At 63.2% G+C, this 20,603-nt stretch carries 15 protein-coding genes and 1 pseudogene; 2 read left to right on the top strand and 14 right to left on the bottom strand.

Features of this window, described 5'->3' with window-relative positions:
* Positions 1–16: 16 nt before the first annotated feature.
* The 5 genes from wecC to ACREYQ_RS23730 form a co-directional block, all read right to left on the bottom strand.
* Entirely contained in the window at positions 17–1,270 is a 1,254-nt protein-coding gene (gene wecC / locus ACREYQ_RS23750; protein WP_432260465.1) for a UDP-N-acetyl-D-mannosamine dehydrogenase, read from the bottom strand.
* Between the two features lie 16 nt (positions 1,271–1,286).
* A complete protein-coding gene (gene wecB, locus ACREYQ_RS23745; protein ID WP_432260464.1) occupies positions 1,287–2,414 on the bottom strand; it encodes a non-hydrolyzing UDP-N-acetylglucosamine 2-epimerase in 1,128 nt (375 codons plus the stop codon).
* Positions 2,415–2,732: 318 nt separating this feature from the next.
* On the bottom strand, positions 2,733–5,003 hold the full coding sequence (locus tag ACREYQ_RS23740) for a polysaccharide biosynthesis tyrosine autokinase (protein ID WP_432260463.1): 2,271 nt from the start codon (positions 5,001–5,003) through the stop codon (positions 2,733–2,735).
* 20 nt (positions 5,004–5,023) lie between these two features.
* Positions 5,024–5,461 (bottom strand): low molecular weight protein-tyrosine-phosphatase, encoded by a 438-nt coding sequence (locus tag ACREYQ_RS23735; protein ID WP_432260462.1) that lies wholly within the window; start codon positions 5,459–5,461, stop codon positions 5,024–5,026.
* Positions 5,458–6,597 carry a polysaccharide biosynthesis/export family protein gene (locus ACREYQ_RS23730; protein ID WP_432260461.1) on the bottom strand — a complete coding sequence of 380 codons (1,140 nt, stop codon included), beginning with the start codon at positions 6,595–6,597 and terminating at the stop codon, positions 5,458–5,460. Before ACREYQ_RS23730 ends, ACREYQ_RS23735 begins: the two co-directional genes overlap by 4 nt.
* Before the next feature lie 767 nt (positions 6,598–7,364).
* On the opposite strand from ACREYQ_RS23730, the gene ACREYQ_RS23725 reads away from it, so the two are divergent.
* Complete coding sequence (locus ACREYQ_RS23725; RefSeq protein WP_432260460.1) at positions 7,365–8,654, top strand: MFS transporter; 1,290 nt, start codon at positions 7,365–7,367, stop codon at positions 8,652–8,654.
* Positions 8,655–8,736: 82 nt separating this feature from the next.
* Here ACREYQ_RS23725 and ACREYQ_RS23720 read toward each other — a convergent pair whose 3' ends face one another.
* Together ACREYQ_RS23720 and ACREYQ_RS23715 are read right to left on the bottom strand one after the other, a co-directional pair.
* Positions 8,737–10,254 carry a CoA-acylating methylmalonate-semialdehyde dehydrogenase gene (locus tag ACREYQ_RS23720; RefSeq protein ID WP_432260459.1) on the bottom strand — a complete coding sequence of 506 codons (1,518 nt, stop codon included), beginning with the start codon at positions 10,252–10,254 and terminating at the stop codon, positions 8,737–8,739.
* Positions 10,255–10,276: 22 nt separating this feature from the next.
* Entirely contained in the window at positions 10,277–11,632 is a 1,356-nt protein-coding gene (locus ACREYQ_RS23715; protein ID WP_432260458.1) for an aspartate aminotransferase family protein, read from the bottom strand.
* Positions 11,633–11,748: 116 nt separating this feature from the next.
* On the opposite strand from ACREYQ_RS23715, the gene ACREYQ_RS23710 reads away from it, so the two are divergent.
* On the top strand, positions 11,749–12,702 hold the full coding sequence (locus ACREYQ_RS23710) for a LysR family transcriptional regulator (RefSeq protein WP_432260457.1): 954 nt from the start codon (positions 11,749–11,751) through the stop codon (positions 12,700–12,702).
* Between the two features lie 70 nt (positions 12,703–12,772).
* On the opposite strand, the gene ACREYQ_RS23705 is transcribed toward ACREYQ_RS23710, so the two are convergent.
* The 7 genes and pseudogenes from ACREYQ_RS23705 to ACREYQ_RS23675 all read right to left on the bottom strand — a co-directional run bounded on the left by ACREYQ_RS23705 (position 12,773) and on the right by ACREYQ_RS23675 (position 20,326).
* On the bottom strand, positions 12,773–14,254 hold the full coding sequence (locus ACREYQ_RS23705) for a M81 family metallopeptidase (protein ID WP_432260456.1): 1,482 nt from the start codon (positions 14,252–14,254) through the stop codon (positions 12,773–12,775).
* A 20-nt stretch (positions 14,255–14,274) separates the two neighbouring features.
* Positions 14,275–15,549 (bottom strand): Zn-dependent hydrolase, encoded by a 1,275-nt coding sequence (locus tag ACREYQ_RS23700; RefSeq protein WP_432262640.1) that lies wholly within the window; start codon positions 15,547–15,549, stop codon positions 14,275–14,277.
* 58 nt (positions 15,550–15,607) lie between these two features.
* Positions 15,608–16,324, bottom strand: coding sequence for an ABC transporter ATP-binding protein (locus tag ACREYQ_RS23695; RefSeq protein WP_432260455.1), 717 nt, complete (start codon positions 16,322–16,324; stop codon positions 15,608–15,610).
* A complete protein-coding gene (locus ACREYQ_RS23690; protein ID WP_432260454.1) occupies positions 16,321–17,100 on the bottom strand; it encodes an ABC transporter ATP-binding protein in 780 nt (259 codons plus the stop codon). The genes ACREYQ_RS23695 and ACREYQ_RS23690 overlap by 4 nt, the downstream gene beginning before the upstream one ends.
* Positions 17,097–18,090 (bottom strand): annotated as a pseudogene (locus ACREYQ_RS23685) (branched-chain amino acid ABC transporter permease). Before ACREYQ_RS23685 ends, ACREYQ_RS23690 begins: the two are co-directional and overlap by 4 nt.
* Positions 18,090–18,947, bottom strand: coding sequence for a branched-chain amino acid ABC transporter permease (locus ACREYQ_RS23680; protein WP_432260453.1), 858 nt, complete (start codon positions 18,945–18,947; stop codon positions 18,090–18,092). Before ACREYQ_RS23680 ends, ACREYQ_RS23685 begins: the two are co-directional and overlap by 1 nt.
* 176 nt (positions 18,948–19,123) lie before the next feature.
* A complete protein-coding gene (locus ACREYQ_RS23675; protein WP_432260452.1) occupies positions 19,124–20,326 on the bottom strand; it encodes an ABC transporter substrate-binding protein in 1,203 nt (400 codons plus the stop codon).
* Positions 20,327–20,603: the final 277 nt, after the last annotated feature.

Genomic DNA, 20,603 nt, shown 5'->3' with positions numbered 1-20,603 from the left:
CAGGGGTTCCTATAGCTCAAGATCTCTTTCGCTTCGTCGACCACATCCCCCGAGTATCAATAACAACTCGCGGCTGCAGACGATCCGCATCGATATTTTCGAATTGCTGGTGGTCCACGAGCAACACAACGATATCAGCCCTATTAAGGGCTCGTTCAGCATCGAGCAGTTCCGCGCCTCCGAGCATGGCGGGCAGTTCCTTTACGTGCGGTTCGACGACAAAGACGGTACCAATTTCCGCCTCGATGAGTTCTCTGACGATATCAACAGCAGGACTCTCTCGCAGATCGTCGATATTTGCCTTGAACGCTAATCCAAAGCAGGCAATTACGGGGTCCTTAAAGCGGCTGGCTGCCTGTTTTATTCGATCTACAACAAAACTTGGTTTGGCATCATTCACCTCGCGAGCTGTACGAATTATTCTCGCACGATCAGGTGCCGCATCGACAATAAACCAGGGGTCTACCGCAATGCAATGCCCTCCGACTCCTGGTCCCGGTTGGAGAATACTGACACGTGGATGACGATTTGCGAGGCTGATTAACTCCCAAACGTTTACTCCGACTTTGTCGCATATCATCGACAACTCGTTTGCGAAGGCAATATTGACGTCTCGAAAAGCGTTCTCGGTCAGCTTGCACATTTCCGCAGTGCGAGCGTCCGTCACGATGCAGCGGCCACGCACAAACAGTTCATATAGGGATTGGGCAGCCGCACTACATTTCAAGGTCATGCCCCCAATGATCCGGTCGTTCTCTACAAGTTCGCGCAGCACGTGTCCTGGCAAAACCCGCTCCGGACAATGCGCGATGCGAATGTCGGACATCTCCCCTTGCTGTTGTGGAAACGAGAGGTCGGGCCTCGCAGCTGCCAGCCAAACGGCTAACTGTTCGGTAGCGCCGACAGGGGAAGTCGACTCCAGAACTACCAGATCACCCTTTTTGAGTACGGGAGCAACGGCTTCCGCCGCCGCCTCAATATAGGAAAGATCGGGACGTTTATCCTCTTTGAACGGTGTGGGCACCGCAATCAAGAAGGCGTCTGCAGGTTCCGGAGTGGTCGTCGCTCGCAAGAATCCCTGCGACACAGCGGCATGCACTAGCATGTCAAGGTCCGGCTCAACGATATGGATCTTTCCCTGATTAATGGTATCTACGGCGTGTTGGTTGACGTCTACCCCAATGACCTTTCGCTGGCGGGCAGCGAAGACTGTAGCTGTGGGCAAGCCGATATAGCCCAAGCCGATGACGGAGATGGTTTTGAAGTCCATTGCTGTTGCCCTCAATTCAAGCGAGATACGAATGAATAGCGTGACTGATGCGAGCGCAGGCGGCGCCATCGCCGTAGGGGTTATGGGCGCGGCTCATTGCAAGGTAGGCGTTCTCATCTTTGAGCAAGACGGAGGTATTGCTCACAATCCGCTCGATGGACGTACCTACTAGTTTTACAGTACCCGCATCGACAGCTTCTGGCCGCTCGGTGGTATCACGCATCACCAGTACCGGCTTCCCGAGCGACGGCGCCTCTTCCTGGATTCCACCGGAATCCGTAAGAATCAGATGGGCGTTATCCATGAGATGAACGAATGGGAGATAGTCCAGTGGTTCTATCAAGTGGACGTTGCCAATATCCTTGAGTAATCGACCTACCGGCTCACGTACATTCGGATTCAGATGAACTGGATACACGACATCCGCTTCCGGGTGTAGCCGCGCGATCTGGGCAAGTGCCGAGCAGATGCGTTCGAATCCTTCACCGAAGCTCTCTCTTCGATGACCGGTCACCAGCACAATCCGGCGACCACGAATCTCGTACGGAATCTGTTGGGCGGTACGCTTACGAAGTGACGAGTCGGACTGAAGGCGCGTTCGAATGCAGAACAGTGCATCGATGACGGTATTTCCGGTTACGATGACGGTATCTTCTCGCACGCCCTCACTTAATAGATTTTGTCGCGAACGCGGCGTGGGGGCGAAATGCAACGCTGCCAATGTCCCAGTTACCTTACGATTGGCTTCCTCCGGCCAGGGGGAGTACAAATTGCCGGTGCGCAAGCCTGCCTCCACGTGACCAACGGGGATTTGCTTGTAGTAAGCCGCAAGGGTAGTCGCCAAGGTTGTGCTGGTATCCCCATGCACCAGCACGAGGTCCGGGGCAAACGAGTCGAGTACCGACTTCATCCCCCCAAGGATGTTGCTAGTCAACTCATAGAGATCCTGCCCCGCCTTCATCACGTTTAGGTCGAAGTCGGGACGGATATCGAACAGACGCAGAACCTGATCAAGCATCTCGCGATGTTGCGCTGTAACGCAGACACCGCAATGCACCCCTTCGTCCTCCATTAGCAACTTGACCAGCGGTGCCATTTTTATAGCTTCCGGACGCGTCCCAAATACGACCAATACCTTCTTCATGGTGAGAATTCCGAATCCATGTATTGCCTATGCTGAACCGCGTGTCGGCGATCGATATGTGACCGCGCGCGTAAGCGGATTCCTGCCCCGTGTCTACGTGCATGTTGGTGGCACGAGGATGTGCCGGTATTTCGCGCGTCAAGCGCCGGTTTGGTCCACTCTGCGATGGCTCGGTGAAGCGACGGAAAGACTTCGGAACACCGACGCTTCAGATAATCCGCAGTCTGACCAAAACCGCGGGACTTGCAACTTAACTGGCTGGACACCCACTCGCGGGCGGCAGCACTGCGGGCTATTAACGCAAGACCTTCATATCAGCTATCTGGGTGTGCTGGCTTGCTCACTGAGTTCCGAAGGGCTTGCTACCTCACTCGCATAGCCGTAGTACGCATACCGATAGCGCCCATACTTCGAGCCATATCCATAACGGTATGCGCTGGCATCCAATCCATTGAAAACCACGCCATTCACGTCCGCATTGGATTGACGCAATTGCTTGGTCGATTCAGTAACTTCGCCAATGGTCGTTTTTTCGAATCGAGTGACAAGGAATACCGTGCCACATCGGGCCGCCAGAATCGCCGTATCTGACACAGCGAGGACAGGCGGGGTATCGATCAACACCAGGTCGTATCCTTCACTCACCTCCTGCAACAATGTCACCATGCGTTCGTTGAGTAGCAGCTCCGCAGGATTGGGGGGCAGAACTCCAGTACTGAGGAAATCCAGATTCTCAAAGACGTTGCGGTGTACGGCTTCGTCGAAGCCGACTCTTCCCACAAGCACATCGGAGAGACCACGCTCCCGCTGTTGCCCGAAATACTGATTGAGATGGCCCTTGCGCATATCCGCATCGACAAGCAGCACGCGCTTTCCGCCGGAAGCCATCACCAGTGCGAGGTTTGCAGAGATGAAGGACTTCCCGACGCCCGGTGTAGGGCCGGTCAGAAGCACGCGATTGTTGTCCGCATCTAGCATGGCAAATTGCAATGCGGTACGCAGGCTGCGCAGGCTTTCGACGGCTGGGTCGTTGGGGTAGCGATCTGCCAGCAGGAAGTTGCCACGTTTGCGAAGACGGATTTCTTCACTGAGTATCGCTTGCTGCTGCGCCAAGGGTACTGTCGCGTAGACGTTCAGGCCGCTATGTTGCTCGATATCCTGTGAGTCGGTGATACCGCCATAGAGTGCGTTACGCACGAAAGCAGCAACCACGCCCAGCAACAGGCCAACAATGCCGGCCAGGGCGATGGTAAGGCCCTTCTTGGGCTTGATGGGTTCCTCGGGAACTGGCGCATTGTCCAGCAGGCGAACGTTGCCGACCTTGCCGGCCTTGACCAGCTTGAGCTGCTGCATATTGTTGAGCAGTCCCACGTAGAGGTCATTATTGACCTGGACGTCGCGCATGAGACGCAGGGTGTCCTGCTCGACATTGGGGAACGTCTTCAACTTGGCAGACATGCCGCCCACCTTGGCGCTCAACGTAGCGATCTGCTGGTCGAGGGCTTGAAGGCTGGGGTGCGTTGCGGCGAACCGGGTCCGCAGTTCCGTACGCTTCTGTTTCAGCTCAAGCAAGCTGGTTTCCGCCGTTACGCTTTCCTGCAGGAAGGCCTTGCCTTCTTCGCTGAGGTTGAAGGTGTTGCGCTTGTTGCGCATTTCGTTGTATTTGACTTCCGCACGCTCAAGCTCTGCTTTTAGCTGAGGCACCAGGTCGCCGAGGAAGACCAAGGACTTCTCGGCTTCGGCCGCTTTGCGCTTGATGTTCTGGGCCACATATTCGTCGCCGATCTCATTAAGGATGCTTGCGGTGAGCTTGGGGTCGGTGCCGTCAAGCGAGGCGCCGATAATGCCACTCTGCTTGCCTTTCTCGGCGATCTTGAGCTGGTCTTGCAGCTTTTCCAGTGTCTGTAAGCGTGAATTGCGTACCAGGTTGAAGGCAATACCGGGCTTGGCTTTGAGAGCCTTCACCAGCAGGGTAAAGCTGCCAACATTCTGATCGGCTTGGAGCATCTCTCCTACGCGGCCTTCCAATGGCTTGTCCAGACTTTTCTGCTCCACGCGGTAGCGGCCTTCACCCAGCGCGACCAGCTTGAACTTCTCGCCTTCCAGGGATTCGGGCACATCGAACCGGTCAACATCGATGGATTCCTTAGCCCAGGCAAAACCGCCGAACCCGAGCAAACCCGGTTCTGATAAGCCTTTCGCCCGGCTGGCAATCCATGCACCGAAGAATGGCAAGTAGCTGGGCTTGGCGTAAATGTACAGATGCAGGTTATCGACGGCCTTGCCCACCACCATGCGCGAGCGAAGAATCTCAATCTCGGCGGTCGCTTCAGCCTTTACGTCGAACAGGCTGGATACGTCCCCGAGCAAGCTCTTCGCGCTGTTAGGGCTGTCTTCGACCTGGACCAGAATGTCTGCCTGATATACCGGCCGGGCCAAAAATGCATACGCAACGCCAAGCGCCAACACCACGGCGGCGATCGTCGCGATCAGCCAGCGACTGGCAATCAATACGTCCAGGTACCGAACGAGATCGATTTCGTCTTCCGGCGGTCCGGTGATAGCAACTGAGGGAGGATTCTGATTCATAAGCTCTACTGCGATTGCTGTTAGCGGAGGGCCCGGATGCGCGGAACCCAAGCTTCCACGCCGCGCTGGATCAACTGCAGCCCGTGTTCAAAGGCGGGGAGCGCCTCGCGATATGGGTCCGGTACGTCGAACCTGGCAATTTCGCCAAGCCGGAATACCCGCCCCGTCGTCGCCGGATACTGTCGCTGGATCTCCTGCTTCTGCGGGTTGTCCATCACCAGGATCAAATCGGCTTGCGTGGCGATCGTGCGATTGAGCTGGCGCGCATGGTGGCCAGTAATGTCCAGGCCCAGGCCGCTCATCAATGCAACCGCCTTCGGATCGGCGGGTTGGCCGACCAGCGCGCCCAGTCCGGCCGACACGACATTCGCTTCAGGCAACGCTTGCTTAAGCAGCGCTTCCGCCATCGGGCTGCGGCAAATATTGCCTACGCAAACCACCAGCACAGTCTTGATCATTTGATCGCGTTAGCCGTAGAGGTGAAGAAATTCCCACTCGGCAGCAACTGGTTGATCACGCGGCTCCAGCGCACCACACCAGCGGCGTCGACATAGACGACGTCCTTGGGCTTGAGTTCGAAGGATTCAGCCAGCGCCAGTGCGACCGGAGATTTGCCGTCAAGGTGGAAAACCTCGGCCTCGCCGTCGCCACTCTTGCGAATCACATACAGTTCCTTGGCGTTGGCCGAGTTGGGGTTGACGCCGCCAGCCTCGCCGATGGCCTCATTGAGCGTCAGACGGCCATTACGCGGCAAAACGCTGACAGGACGCACGACCTCCCCAGTCACGAATACCTTGCTGTCCTCACGTTGCTCCACACGCACGATGTCGCCATTGCGCAGCAGGATGCGGGCGGGGTCGGTGCCCTGCTGCAACAGCGCCGGCAGGTTGACGAAGTAGTTCTTGCCCGCGCGGGAAATGCGGATGCGGCTGTTGTCTCCCGTCAGGACATTGATACCGCCAGCCCGGTTGAGCGCCTCAACCAGGGTCATGGGCACGTCATCGATATTCTGAGGGCCAGGTGTCTTGACTTCACCGTCCAGGTAGACCCGTTTGCTGCGAAAGGCCAGCACGCGCACGGTGACCTGAGGCAGGTTGACGACATCCTTGAGTTGGGTGCTTAGCTGCCCGCGGATTTCGTCCGGCGTGCGGCCGAGAACCTTGACCACGCCGGCATAGGGAAACTGGATGGTGCCCGCGGGACTTACGACGTACCCCGGCACGTTGGCTGCGCCGCTGTAATTCGGTATGTCGTAAGCCGCGCCGATCGAGTACGTTTGCGTGGGGAACACCAGTTCCGGGTGATCCCACACAACGATGGAGAGGATGTCACCAACGCCAACGGTATAGGGTGCCGGCTCTGCGAACAATTCCTCCACGCCAGCGTTGGCCGGCTTCGTTGATGCCTTCAGGCTGCGCACCAGCGCAGGCGTAATCCGGGTGATTTTGGGCACCGATTCCGGATCCTCCGGATCGAGCGGACGCTGTGGATCGAAGCGCATCCCTGGCGCGAGTGCGCAGGATGCCAGCAACGGTACGACTACCAGGCAAATCACCGCCCTGCCCAACGTCAGCATGCTTGAAAACTTTGACACGACTCGATTTTTTCCTTGCGACCCAGAAGATCCCGTTGCCCCCCCGTCTCCTGATCTGGTTTAACGGCGGTGCTTCCCGTTTGTCCAAACAATGCACACGCTCAGCCTTTCCGCTTGCTTGCCATCTATGTCTGCGGACTCTTGACCTGGCGGTGGCAGCTTAGTGTTGTTCCTGGCAGGCGCGCACTCTCTTGCGCTGCATCACTGCGCAGACCGGCGAAGTTTATGGCTCCACGGGGTAGATCTTCAAGGCAACGCACGCGTGTTTAGCGTGTTTTCGATCCCCTCTTAAGAGTGGACCCGACAAAGGGAGGGGTGTGCGTGAACGGGCATTGCGCAAGAATCTGTGGCACGTCGATCTTGGGAAATTCCGTCGACGATGCTCGTTTCATCGGCCTGGGCCAACCAGTCATTCCTGCAGTCTGCGTTCCTCGCCGATGCTCCCCAATCGATACGGCTTTTGCCAAGTACTGGACGGCGCCATCGCTGACGCCGGTCTTCCTGCAAATTCCGGAAATGTCAAAAAAAAGGAAGGGTGTAGGCACGGGGACGACCCACACCCTAACGCTAAGTAGCAAGTCCTGCTTAACGGGGCCGATTATTGACGGGCGCAGTAGCGGCGCTTACCCCGCTCTAGTGGGTCCTACCCTTAGGAGGGGAAAGATTTTGCAGCAACCCGGCAACTACAGATAAATGACAAGGCACAGCTGACCGCCGACAAGATTCTTCAAGCAGGCCACGAACCACGGAATGTGCCCAGTCAACGCATGACTCAAGAACGCCCCATCGACGGCTTTGATCGCCGTGAACTCCGAAAGCTTGTCGTCGCAACATCTCTCGTCAGTGGACTGGAAACGTTTGATTTCACCGTATTCGCCTTCTTCGCAGCGATGATCGGCGATCAGTTCTTCCCTGCGGAAGATCCGATGACGTCGCTGCTGTTGGCAGTGGGCACGTTCGGTGTTGGCTTTCTCATCCGGCCGCTTGGTGCAATGATGATCGGCACCTATGCAGACCGGGTGGGACGCCGCGCGGCAATGACTGCCACCATCACGTTGATGGGCGCGGGGACGGCACTCATTGCGATCTGCCCGCCGTTTGCGATGATAGGGGTGGCTGCGCCACTCATTGTCATCAGCGGTCGGGCGCTACAGGGTTTTGCCGTCGGGGGTGAACTCGGCGTTGCGGCGGCATACGTGATGGAGGCCGGCCCTGTATCGCGACGGGGCCGGCTGGTCAGCTGGCAGTCTGTAAGCCAGGGCGCAGCTGCCTTGCTGGGTGCGTCCCTGGGGGCGCTTCTCACCAGCGTGATGTCGCCGGCCGACCTGGCTGCCTGGGGCTGGCGCGTGCCTTTCCTGGTCGGTCTTCTGATCGTTCCGGTCGGCATCTTTGTTCGCCGCCACCTTCGCGAGGCGCCGGTCCTCGGTGCCAAAAGCAGGGATGCCGCCACGCCGCTTGCTGAGCTGTGTCGTGAGCATGGCAGTACGGTCCTGCTCGCGGCCCTGATCAGGATGGGGTCAACGGTGCCGGTCTACATCGTCGTCTACTACATGCCGAGCTATCTGACGCGCGTGATGCACATGCCCGCCACCATCGCGTTTCAGTCGTCGACGTTGTCCGCACTGATGCTGACAATCATCCCGCCGCTGTCGGGCCTTCTCATCGATCGGCTGCCCCGCCACCGCAAGCCGTTGGCGCTTTTCACTTCGGGGTGCACTGCGCTGCTGATCTACCCGACTTTCCTGATGATTGTGCGTGCAGACAGCGTGCTGCCAATCCTGTTTGGCGCCGGACTGATCAGTGCATTGGTGGCACTTAGTACCGCCGTTGGCATTGTTCTTGTACTGGAAGCATTTCCCGCACAGGTGCGCGCCAGCGGCACGGCGATTTCGCACGCGCTGAACGTTGCGCTGTTTGGCGGCTCCGCACAGTTCATCGTGACGGGAATGATCAAATGGACTGGAGATCCCATGTCAGCAGCCTGGTATATGGTATTGACATGCCTGCTGAGCTTCAGCGCGGTCGTGCTGCTCAAGGAACAGCCCAGGGAAACCTGAACTTGCCTTCAGGTATTCGTCGCTTTGGGCCGGGGCTGGTGGCGCCGGCCACTAGCCCCGTGCAGATCCGGGCGGGATGACGTCAGCGGCTGGACGGGAAGCTGAAGACAGCACCCTCGCGCACGCCCGCCGATGGCCAGCGCTGGGTAATGGTCTTGCGCCTGGTGTAGAAGCGCACCGCATCCGGTCCATAGGCACCCAGGTCACCGAACAACGACCGTTTCCAGCCCCCGAACGAGTGGTACGCAACGGGCACAGGCAGCGGAACATTGATGCCAACCATCCCGACCTGGATGTTGTCGCTGAACCAGCGCGCGGCTTCGCCGTCGCGCGTGAACACGCAGGTCCCGTTGCCGTACTCGTGCGCATCGATCAGGTCCATGGCCTCCTGCAGCGTGCCCGCGCGGACCACGCCAAGCACGGGACCGAAGATCTCGTGCTGGTAGATGGGCATGCCCGGCCTGACGTGGTCGAACAGGCAAGGGCCGAGGTAGTAGCCCGATTCGTGCCCGTCCACCGTGACCGCGCGGCCATCCACCACCAGCGTGGCGCCGGCTTCGATCCCGCGCTCGACAAAGCTTTTGACGCGCTCGAAGTGCTCGCGCGTGACCAGCGGGCCCATGTCGTTGCCGTTGTCGGTGCCCGGCCCCACCTTCATCTTGGCGATCGCTTCGGTCAGGCGGGCGACAAGCGCGGCGCCGGTGTCATCCCCTACCGCGACCACCAGCGGGATGGCCATGCAGCGCTCGCCGCAGGAGCCGAAGGCGGCGCCCATCAGAGCGCTGACGGCGTTGTCGATGTCCGCGTCGGGCATCACCACGGCGAAGTTCTTGGCGCCGCCCAGTGCCTGCACGCGCTTGCCGCTGGCGCAGCCGGTGGTGTAGATGTATTCGGCAACCGGCGTCGAGCCAACAAAGCTGACAGCCTTGACGCGCGGGTCGGTCAGCAGGGTGTCCACCGCTTCCTTGTCGCCATTGACAATGTTCAGCACGCCCGGGGGCAGGCCGGCTTCCAGTGCAAGCTCGGCCATGCGCAGGGTCGAGGATGGGGTGCGCTCCGACGGCTTGAGCACGAAGGTGTTGCCGCATGCCACCGCCATCGGCCACATCCACAGCGGCACCATGACCGGGAAATTGAACGGCGTGATGCCGGCGGTCACGCCCAGGGCCTGGAATTCGCTCCAGGAGTCGATCGACGGGCCGACGTTCTTGCTGTGCTCGCCCTTGAGCAGTTCCGGCACGTAGCTGGCGTATTCGACGTTTTCGATGCCGCGCTGCAGTTCGCCGTGCGCGTCGGCCAGCACCTTGCCGTGCTCGGCGGTGATCAGTGCGCAGAGCTCGTCGGCATGCGTCTCCAGCAACTGCTTCAGGCGGCTCATGACGCGTGCGCGCTTGAGCGGCGGGGTGTTGCGCCAGGCCGGATAGGCCGCCTGGGCCGCGGCGATGGCCGCCTCGACGGTCAGCTTGTCGGCCAGCGCGACACTGCGCGACGCAGTCCCGGTGGCCGGATCGAAGACCGGCTGCACGCGGCTGCCGCCTTCGACGTGCTTGCCCGCGATGAAGTGGCCAATGGTGGCGGTCACGGCGTTTTCATGTTTCATGGAAGTATTCCTGGGAGCGGGGTCAGTCGATAGCGTTGAGGGCTTCGCCCAGCGCATTGATGAGGTCGTCGATCTCGCGCGGCTCGGCAATGAACGGCGGCGCAAGCTGGATGGTGTCGCCGCCGTAGCGCACATAGAAGCCCTTCTGCCAGCAGCGCTGCGCGATCTCGTAGGGGCGGCGGGCGGGCTCTCCGGGCGCATGCGCGATGGTCAGGCCGGCGGCCAGGCCGTAGTTCCGGATGTCGAGCACGTGCTTGCAACCCCTCAGGCTGTGCACGCTTTCTTCGAACATCGGGGCCAGGGCACGCACGCGCCCGACCACATCCTCCTGCTGCAGCACATCCAGCGCGGCGATGCCGGCAGCACAGGCGATCGGGTGGGCGGAGTAGGTGTAGCCGTGCGGGAATTCCAGCATGTAGTCGGGGCCGCCGGCCTGCATGAAGGTGTCGTAGATCTCCTTGCTGGCGATCACCGCGCCAAGCGGCTGGGCACCGTTGGTGACCTGTTTGGCGACGTTCATGATGTCGGGCACCACACCGAACGCTTGCGCCGCGGTGGTCGCGCCGACACGGCCGAAGCCGGTGATGACCTCGTCGAAGATCAGCAGGATGTTGTGAGCCGTGCAGATTTCCCGCAGTCGCGCCAGGTAGCCGGCCGGCGGGATCACGACGCCCGCCGAGCCGGAGAACGGCTCGACGATCACCGCGGCGATAGTCGAGGCGTCGTGCAGCGCGATCAGGTCGAGCAGGCGATCGGCCAGCTCGGCGCCATGCGGCGGCAGGCCGCGCGAAAACGCGTTCCGTGCCAGTTGCGTGTGGGGCAGGAAGTCCGCTTCGAGCCCCTGGCCGAACAGCTTCCGGTTCGGCGCGATGCCCCCCACCGAGATGCCGCCGAAATTGACGCCGTGATATCCCTTCTCGCGGCCGATCAGGCGCGTCTTGCCCGCCTGCCCCCTGACGCGCCAGTAGGCGCGGGCCATTTTCAGCGAGGTGTCGGCCGCTTCGGAACCCGAGCCGGTGAAGAACACATAGTCGAGCCCGTCGGGCGTCATATCGCGCAGCTTGTTGGCCAGCGCAAACGACAGCGGGTGCCCGTGCTGGAAAGCCGGGGCATAGTCAAGCTTTGCCGCCTGGCGGCTGATGGCCTCGGTGATCTCCGGGCGCGCATGGCCGAGCCCCGAGCACCAGAGGCCGGACAAGCCGTCAAAGATCTTGCGCCCGTCGGCATCGGTGTAGTAGGCGCCGTTGGCTTCGACGATCATGCGCGGGTCGGCCTTGAACTTGCGGTTCCCCGTGAACGGCATCCAGTGGGCATCGAGCCAGGCGGCATCGGTGCGGATGTCCGGGTCTTGCGAAGATGGGTGCGTTGAGCTGGTCATGGTGGTTCGCGTGGATCCTTGGTGGTGTGCACCGGGTGCCGGTGGAACGTTGTGTGTTGCCGATTATTGGCAACCGCGATAGTCTTTTAAATATTCAAATATCGATCTTTACTTGTATGACTGCGCAAGTATCCAGACCCGGCACGCAGAAGAGCCGGGCCCTGCTCGGGCAGCTGAGCGACATGGACCTGCGGCTGCTGCGCGTGTTCAAGGCGGTGGTCGAATGTGGCGGGATGGCGGCGGCGGAACTGGAGCTGAACATCGGCATCTCGACGATCAGCCGCCACATCAAGGACCTGGAAACCCGGCTCGGCCTGACGCTGTGCCGCCGGGGCCGCGCGGGCTTTACGCTGACGCCGGAGGGCCAGGGCATCTACGAGGAGACGTTGCGGCTGCTGGCCTCGGTGGAAGCGTTCCGCAGCAGCGTCGACGATATCCACCGCCGCATGGGCGGCGAGCTGCACGTGGCGGTGTTCGACAAGACCGCCACCAACCCGCGGGCGCGGCTGGGCGATGCGATCGCGCGGTTCTGCGAAGCCGCGCCGCATGTCTCGCTGAACCTGCATGTGGCAGCCATCGGCGCGGTGGAACGGGGGGTCATGGAGGGCCGCTTCCACGTGGGCATCATCCCCGTGCACCGCAGCTCACGCAGCCTGGCCTATACGGAGCTGTTCGACGAGACCATGCTGCTCTACTGCGGCGCCCGCCATCCGCTGTTCGGGAAGCCGACCGGCAAGCTGTCGTGGAGCGAGATAGGGGCGTATCCGTTTGCCGGGCTTGGCTATCACTCGCCCAATATGGAACTGAGCCATCGCGCCAGGCTGGCCCGCAAGGCCACCGGCTTCGACCAGGAATCGATTGCCACGCTGATCCTGTCCGGCCAGTTCCTGGGCTTCCTGCCCGACCACTATGCGGCGTATTTCGAAAACCAGGGCCTGATGCGGGCCGTCGAGCCCAGGCGCTTCCGGTACGCATGCCGGTTCGTGAGCCTGCTGCGCCGCTCGCCGGAGCCGTCGCGCGTGGCGCTGCTGTTCCAGCAATGCCTGCAGGAGGCCCACGGCAAGGCTTGAGCGGCGTACCGGCCGTGGCGCAGCCGTTGTGCCAGGCAGCGCCTTCCGGGGAAGGCGCGCCATTGCGGCCTCAGCTCGCCCAGGAAGCCCTGTCGTCGAGGGGAAATACCGGCCTGCTGAGCTGGCGGAACGGAAAGCGCTCATAGCGGGAGCTGGTCACGCCTTCGCCGTCGCACTCGACCACGGCCCTGGCGATCGGCACGAACACCGGCCGGCAGTACATGCGCGATTTCAGCAGCAGGAACCTGGCCCGATGCGGGTCGATGCCGATGTGGGTGAAGATCCCCATGTCCCAGTGCTCTTGCGGCGTCTCGGTCACGATCACCTGTGCCGCGCCGATATCGAGCAACGCGGTGCGTCCCATGCGGATGCGCTGCCCGGTGTAGGTGGGGCCGCTGATGACGTACTCGCCATCGCTGATCGCGGCAACCCTCCCGGTCAGTGCCTTTGCTTGCGGATAGACGCCCAGCTGGGGCAGCGGCACCTTGTCGCCGACCGGCAGCGTGACGCTGGCGCCGACGCCGGCGTCCACCAGCGCTGCCACCGCCTCCGGGTCGCACACGGGCCCGACCGCGATGCCGGTCAGCCCCTGCGCCAGCGCCTCGTGCAGCACGGCCATGTTGTCGCAGGTGCCGCCGGACATGCAATTGTCGCCGTGGTCAAGCAGCAGCACCGGTCTTTCGTCGTCGCTGTCGGCCAGTTGCGCGGCGCGCGCGACGGAACTGGCGAGCGGCTCCGCCTGGTAGGCAAAGGCCTCGCGCTCGGCCCACACCTGCGCCGCGATCCGGCTGGCGACCTGGTCGGCCTTGACCGGGTCGCCGTCGCCGACCACGATCACGCTCAGGCATGGCGCGGCGATATCGGCCAGGCCAAAGCCGGCCAGCACCGATACCGCCAGCATGCCCTCCTCTTCCGCCGCGCGCGCCAGCGCCACGGCGCGCTGCATGGCGCCTTCGTCGGTGCGGCTGCGCAAGGTGTGGGTGATCAGCGGCGGACGGCGCCACGCCATCACCGGCCGCACGCGCCCGGCGATCATCTCCAGCAGCAGGCGGCCGGCATGCGCGCCGGTTTCATACATGTCCACGTGCGGGTAGGTCTTGAAGCTGACCGCGATGTCGGCATGGTCGATCAGCGTCTGCGTGATGTTCCCGTGCAGGTCAAGGGCCACTGCGACCGGCGCATGCGGCAGCACTTCGCGCAGGCGCCGCAGCAGATCGCCTTCGCCGTCGTCGCTGTTTTCCGCCACCATGGCGCCATGCAGGTCGAGCATCACCGCGTCGCAACCGGCGGCGGCCGAGATGATGGTGTCGCACAGGTGGGTGTAGGCCCCGGCGGCGACGCGCCCGCTCGGGTTGGCTCCGGCAATGACCGGGACCACAATCTCGGCGCCGGCCGCCTCGGCCAGGTCGATGAAGGCGGCCGCGGCAGTGCGGGTGCCCCTGGCGGCGCGATAGCCTGCGTCGCCGTAGCGCGGCTCGAACGAGGCAAGCGGCGTCGGCACCGGCGAAAAGGTGTTGGTCTCGTGATTGAGTCGGGCAATCAGGATCTTCATCGGGGCAGTCCGTCCAGGTTTCAGGGCCGCGTGGCGGCATCGAGCATGGCGTGCAGCAGCACGTTGCAGCCAGCTTCAAGATGCTCGGGCCGCGCGTCTTCGATTTCGTTGTGGCTGATGCCGTCCTTGCACGGGACGAAGATCATCGCCGCGGGCGCAACGCGGGCCAGGTAGACCGCGTCATGGCCGGCGCCGCTGATCACATCCATGGCGCAATGCCCGAGCCGCCGCGCGCCGGCGCGCACCGCCTCGACCAGCCGGGCATCAAACGGCTGCGGCGGGAAATACACCACCTGCTGCAGATCGATGGCGACGCCGCTGCGCGCCGCCAGGGCCGCGGCCGCGGCACGCAGCGCCGCGTCCATCGCAGACAGCACAGCGTCGTCGCCAGCGCGCAGGTCGACCGTCATCGCGACCTGGCCGGGAATGACGTTGCGCGAATCGGGATGCACGCGCAGGCAGCCCACCGTGCCGCGGCCGTGCGGCGGATGGTCCAGCGCGATGCGGTTGACCATGCCGACGAGTTCCGACGCGGCCAGCAGCGCGTCCTTGCGCAGGGGCATGGGCGTGGGCCCGGCATGCGCTTCCATCCCGGTCAGCACCACGTCGTACCAGCGTTGCCCGAGGGCGCCCGTCACCACGCCGATGGTGGTGTCGTTCGCCTCCAGCACCGGGCCCTGTTCAATATGGGCTTCAAAGTAGGCGCCGACCGCGCGCGCGCCAACCGGCTCCGGGCCGGCATAGCCAATGGCCTGCAGCGCCTGGCCAACCGATATGCCGTCGCGGTCGAGCTGCTGCAGCACCCCCGGCAACGCGAACTCGCCGATGAAGGCGCCCGAGCCCATCATGACCGGGACAAAGCGCGAGCCCTCCTCGTTGGTCCACACCGCAACCTCCAGCGGTGCATCGGTGACGATGCCGGCGTCATCGAGGGTGCGCAGCACTTCGATGCCGGCGAACACGCCGTAGTTGCCGTCGAACTTGCCGCCGGTCGGCTGGGTGTCGATATGGCTGCCGGTCATCACCGGCGGCAGGGTATCGTCGCGCCCGGCGCGCCGGGCAAAGATGTTGCCGATGGCATCGACGCGGATCGTGCAGCCCGCTGCCGTGGCTTCGGCGACAAAGAAGTCGCGGCCCTGCCGGTCAAGGTCGGTCAGCGCCAGGCGGCACACGCCCCCCTTGGGCGTGGCGCCGATCGTGGCCAGGCGCATCAGTGTGTCCCACAGGCGGTCCCCGTCGACGCGCAGGTCGGCCCGCGCTCCGGCAGTCGCCGCTGCCGTGCGGGCGGCTTGCATGGTAGTCATGAAATCCCTCGTATTCGGTCGGCCGGCATGCCGGCCTGCATGATTGGGCTCAGGCCGCAAGGCCGACGCCGAGATAGCGGTCCTTGACCGCCTCATCGGCGCGGAACGCGTCGTTGCTGCCGGTGTAGACCACCCTGCCCTGTTCGATGATCACGTGCCGGTCCGCCAGCTGCGTGCACACCTCCAGGTTTTGCTCCACCAGCAGGATGGGCACGCCGGCCGCCTTGATGACCTTGAGCTGCGCAACGATTTCTTCCACGATGACCGGCGCCAGGCCTTCGACCGGCTCGTCGAGCATCAGCAAGCGCGGATGGTTCATCATGGCGCGGCCGATGGCGAGCATCTGCTGTTCCCCGCCGGACAGCTGCGCGCCGCCATTGCTGCGCCGCTCGCGCAGGCGCGGGAAGATGCGGTAGATGTCCTGCAGCTGCCATGGCGAATCGCGGCGCGCGGCTAGCCTGAGGTTCTCCTCGACCGTCAGCAGCCTGAAGATGCCGCGGTGCTCGGGCACCAGGCACAGCCCTTCGGCGGCGATCCGGTGCGGCGCCATGCCGGCGACATCCTTGCCGCGGAAGACGACGCGGCCGCCGCCCTTTGGCCCCCTGGGCTTGACGATGCCGGCGATGGCCTTGAGCGTGGTCGACTTGCCGGCGCCGTTGCGCCCGAGCAGCGTCACCAGTTCGCCCTCCCCGACCGCCAGCGAAATGCCTTGCAGGACATGGCTCTTGCCGTAGTAGCCATGAACGTCTTGTACGTCGAGCATCATCCCTTGCCTCCGGTAATCATGTTGCCAAGGTAGGCGGCACGCACGCGCGGGTCGCTGCGCACGACCGCCGGCGGACCTTCCATCAGCACCTTGCCTTGCTGCATCACGGTGACGGTGTCGGAGATATCCATGACGATATCCATGTTGTGTTCGATCAGGACGACCGTGTGGTCCCGGGCAAGTCCGCGGATCAGCCGCTTCATCGCGCCGAGGTCGTCGACGCCCATGCCCGAGGTCGGCTCGTCCAGGAAGATCGCGCGGGGCCGCGCCGCCAGCGCCATGCCGACTTCCAGGCGCCGCTGCTGGCCGTGCGAGAGCACGCCTGCGGCATTGCCGGCCACGCGGGTCAGCTCCAGCCGTTCCAGCACCTGGTCCACGACCTCGCCGCAGGCCAGGTCGCCGGCAGGCAGGCGCCACCCGTTCATCGCCTTGTGCGGCGACGTGCCCAGCGCGGCGAGGCGCAGGTTCTCGCGAACCGCCAGGCTGGGGAACAGGCTGGTGACCTGGAACGAGCGCGCGATGCCGCGCTGGACCCGCTGGTAGTCGGTTTCGCCGGTGACATCCTTGCCGTCGAACATGATGCGGCCCGCGCTGACCTCGCGCGTGCCGGTCAGCACGTGGAACAGCGTGGTCTTGCCGGCGCCGTTCGGGCCGATGACCGAATGGATCGTGCCGGGCATCACGCACAGGTCGACCCCGCCCAGGGCCATGAACTTGCCGTACTGCTTGACGATGCCGGTGGCTTCAAGGATCGGCGTGTTCGTTCGGGTATTCATGCGCGCTCCTCCTGCGTGACTGGCGCGCGGCGCATGCCGCGCAGACGATTCCACACCGAGGCGCCCAGCCCCCACAGCCCGCGCTGCATGAACAGGCTGACGGCAATCAGCAGGAAGCCCAGCAACATCAGCCAGCGCGGCCACAGCGTGGACAGCCAGTCCGCCAGCAGCACATAGAAGGCGGCGCCCAGCACCGAGGCAAAGATATTGCTGGCGCCGCCGATCACGGTCATGACCAGGATCATTTCGCTGGCGTGGTAATCGATATTGGTCAGCGGCGCGATCCCGGTGAGCATGGCATGCAGCGCGCCGGCCAGCCCGGTGACCGCGCCGGAGACCATGAAGGCCAGCAGCTTGAATGTCTTGATGTTGTAGCCGACCGCCAGCGCACGCTCCTCGTTGTCCCGGATCGCCAGCAGCGTGCGGCCGAGCACGGACTCAGTCACGCGCAGCACCAGGAAAAACACCGCCAGGAACATCACCGCGACAAAGCCATAGAACTGCCACGGCGATGCCAGCGAGGCCAGCGCATGGCCGGCCACTGACAGCGGCGGCCGCGGAATGTCCAACAGGCCGTTGTCGCCGCCGGTGAGCCCCGGCGCGGTGTAGGCCAGGAAGTAAAACATCTGCGCGAACGCCAGCGTCAGCATCACAAAGTACGTGCCGCGCTGCCGGATCGCGAACCAGCCCACCAGGGCGGCCGCCGCCGCGCCGATCACGATCGCCAGCAGCAACGCCACCGGCATCGGCAGGTCGGCGCGCGTCAGCGCCAGCCCCGCCGCGTAGCTGCCCAGGCCGAAGAAGATGCCCTGGCCGAACGACAGCAGGCCGGTATAGCCGAGCAGCAGGTTGCAGGCCATGGCCGCCATCGCGTAGATCAGCACCTCAGTGGCCAGCGTGCCGGAGCGCATCGTGAGCGGCAGCAGCAGCGTCACGCCCAGCCAGCCACCAGAAGCGGTAGCGCAAGAACCCTTGTTTTTCCGTTGCCATCATCCCCTCCCCAGCAAGCCATGCGGGCGCAGCAGCAGGACCGCGGCCATGGCGACATAGATCATCAGCCGCGCGCCTTCCGGCCACAGCGTGCTCATCAGGCTCTGCACGACGCCAACGAGCAAGCCGCCCACCAGCGCCCCGGTAAAGCTGCCCATGCCTCCCACCACGACTACGATGAAGGCCACGCCCAGCGCCTCGACGCCCATGAACGGCTCGGCACCGCGGATCGGCGCGGCCAGCACCCCGGCGATCGCCGCAGTGGCGGCACCCAGGGCGAACATGAGGCTGAACAGGCGGAACACATTGATGCCGAGCAGCGACACCATCTCGGTGGATTCGCTGCCCGCGCGCACCGCGCTGCCCAGGCGCGTGCCTTCTAGCAGCCACCACAGGCCGATGGCCAGCAGCCCGGTGAAGCCGATGACAAACAGGCGATACTTGGGATAGACAAAGTCGCCCCACATCACCACGCCCTGCAGCGCGTCCGGCGGCGGCACATCGACGCCGAGCGGTCCCCAGCCGACGATGATGAGCTCCTGGATGGCCAGGGCCAGGCCGACCGTGACCAGGATGTGGAACTCGTGCGGCTGCGCATAGACGTGCCGCAGCATGACCTTCTCGGAGCACCAGGCGAGCGCGCCGATCAGGATCGGCGCGATCACCAGCGCCGCCCAGAAGTTCAGCCCGATCTGCAGCGCCTGGAAGCAGACATAGGCGCCCAGCGCATAGAAGGCGCCATGCGCGAAATTGACGAACCGCAACAGGCCGAACACGATCGACAACCCTACCGCCAGCAGGAAGTAGAGCATGCCGATCCCGACGCCGTTGATCACCTGTAACAGATAGACGTTCATGAGTCGTACGAATGTAGGAAGCCGCCACGCCGCGCATGGCCGCGCGGCGTGGTGCTTCGATGTGCTTCGGTGTGGTGTCTAGTCCACTGAATCACTGAAATTGGTCGGCGCCTGCCATGTCCTTCACCGACCATTTCAATGATTCAGCGGACTAGCGGGGCAGCGCCCCGCGCGGGTCAGGCGATCTTGCACTGGGTCTGGCCGACCGGCAGGAAGGCCTTGCCGACGCTGACGACCTCGGCATAGTCGTCCTTGTCCTTCATGCGCGACCTGGCCTTGCCCTTGAGCAGGTAGTAGTTCTTCAGCACCTGGTGGTCGGCGGCGCGGATTTCCTCGGGCCCGGTGAGGCCGTCGTACTTCATGCCTTCGAGCGCCGCGACCACGGCCTTCGGATCGGCGCTGCCGGCCTTGAGCATGCCGTCCACCATGATCTTGGTGCAGATGTACGAGCCGGCCAGGCTGTAGTTGGGATTGGCCTTGAACTTGTCATTGGTGCGCCTGACCAGTTCGCGGTTCAGCGGCGTATCCACGCCGTGCCAGTACTGCGCGCCGAAGTAGACGCCGTCGCACAAATCGGCGCCGAGCGACTCGAACTGCTCCAGGCCCGAAGCCCACGCCAGCAGGATGGTGGTGTTCTTCTTCATGCCGAAGCTGACGGCCTGGCGCAGCGTGTCGGCGGACTGCGAACCGAAGTTCAGGATCAGCAGGACGTCCGGCTTCGCCGCCAGCGCATTGGTGAGGTAACCGCTGAACTCCTTCTCGGTGAGGGCGTGGTAGCTGTTGCCGACATGCTCGATGCCCTTTTCCTTGAAGATCGCCTTGGCCGCCGACAGCAGGCCCTCGCCAAATACATATTGCGGCGTGATGGTGTACCAGCGCCTGGCGTTCGGCATTGACTCGATCAGCGGCCGCACGGTGCGCTCGATCGCGCCGAAGGTCGGCACCGACCACCGGAACGTGGCGCGGTTGCAGTCCTTCCCCGTGATCTCGTCTGCCCCGGCCGTGGTCACAAACACGCCGCCGAATTTCTCGGCCTCCTTGCCCATCGCCAGGGACTCGGACGACAGGATGCCGCCGGCGAAATAGCGCGCTGCCTTCTGTTGGGCCAGTTCCTGCATCTTGCGCACCGCGGTGGCGGGCTTGCCTTCGGTGTCGAGCACGCTGTAGCGCAGCGGGCGGCCCAGCACCTGGCCGTACTGCTCGAGGGCGAGCCGCATGCCCAGGTCAGCGAACTTTCCGTTGGCGGCAAAGGCGCCGGACATGGGCACCGGGCAGCCGAACTCCAGCGCCTCGGCTGCGGCAAGGGCGCTGCGGCCATGGATCAGGGAAGCGGGGACGGCAGACAGCGCCGCCAGTTTCAGCAGGTCACGACGATTCAAGGCTCACTCCTCGGTATGTGGGGATTGGGCTGCACGGGGCGAAAGCCGTGGCGCGCCAGGTTACCGGCGCTCCACTGTCTCCCCGACATGCTGGTGACTTTCGCCCGGCGCCGACACTGACCGAGCAAGAATCGAACCTGTTTATCCTATTTATAATGATAAATAGGATAGAGTAGAATTATTCTAGGAGTCGGCCGGAAGCCTTGTCAACAAACGGCAGGTCAGGGTTTACGCGCTCGCCTTGCTGGCGTCTGACGAGCTGTTTCCAGCGTGCTGC

The organism is Cupriavidus sp. TMH.W2, from assembly GCF_050847365.1.
Lineage (GTDB): Bacteria > Pseudomonadota > Gammaproteobacteria > Burkholderiales > Burkholderiaceae > Cupriavidus.
Note: the sequence above shows the minus strand (reverse complement) of the source record. Positions and strands in the feature narration are given on the sequence as shown.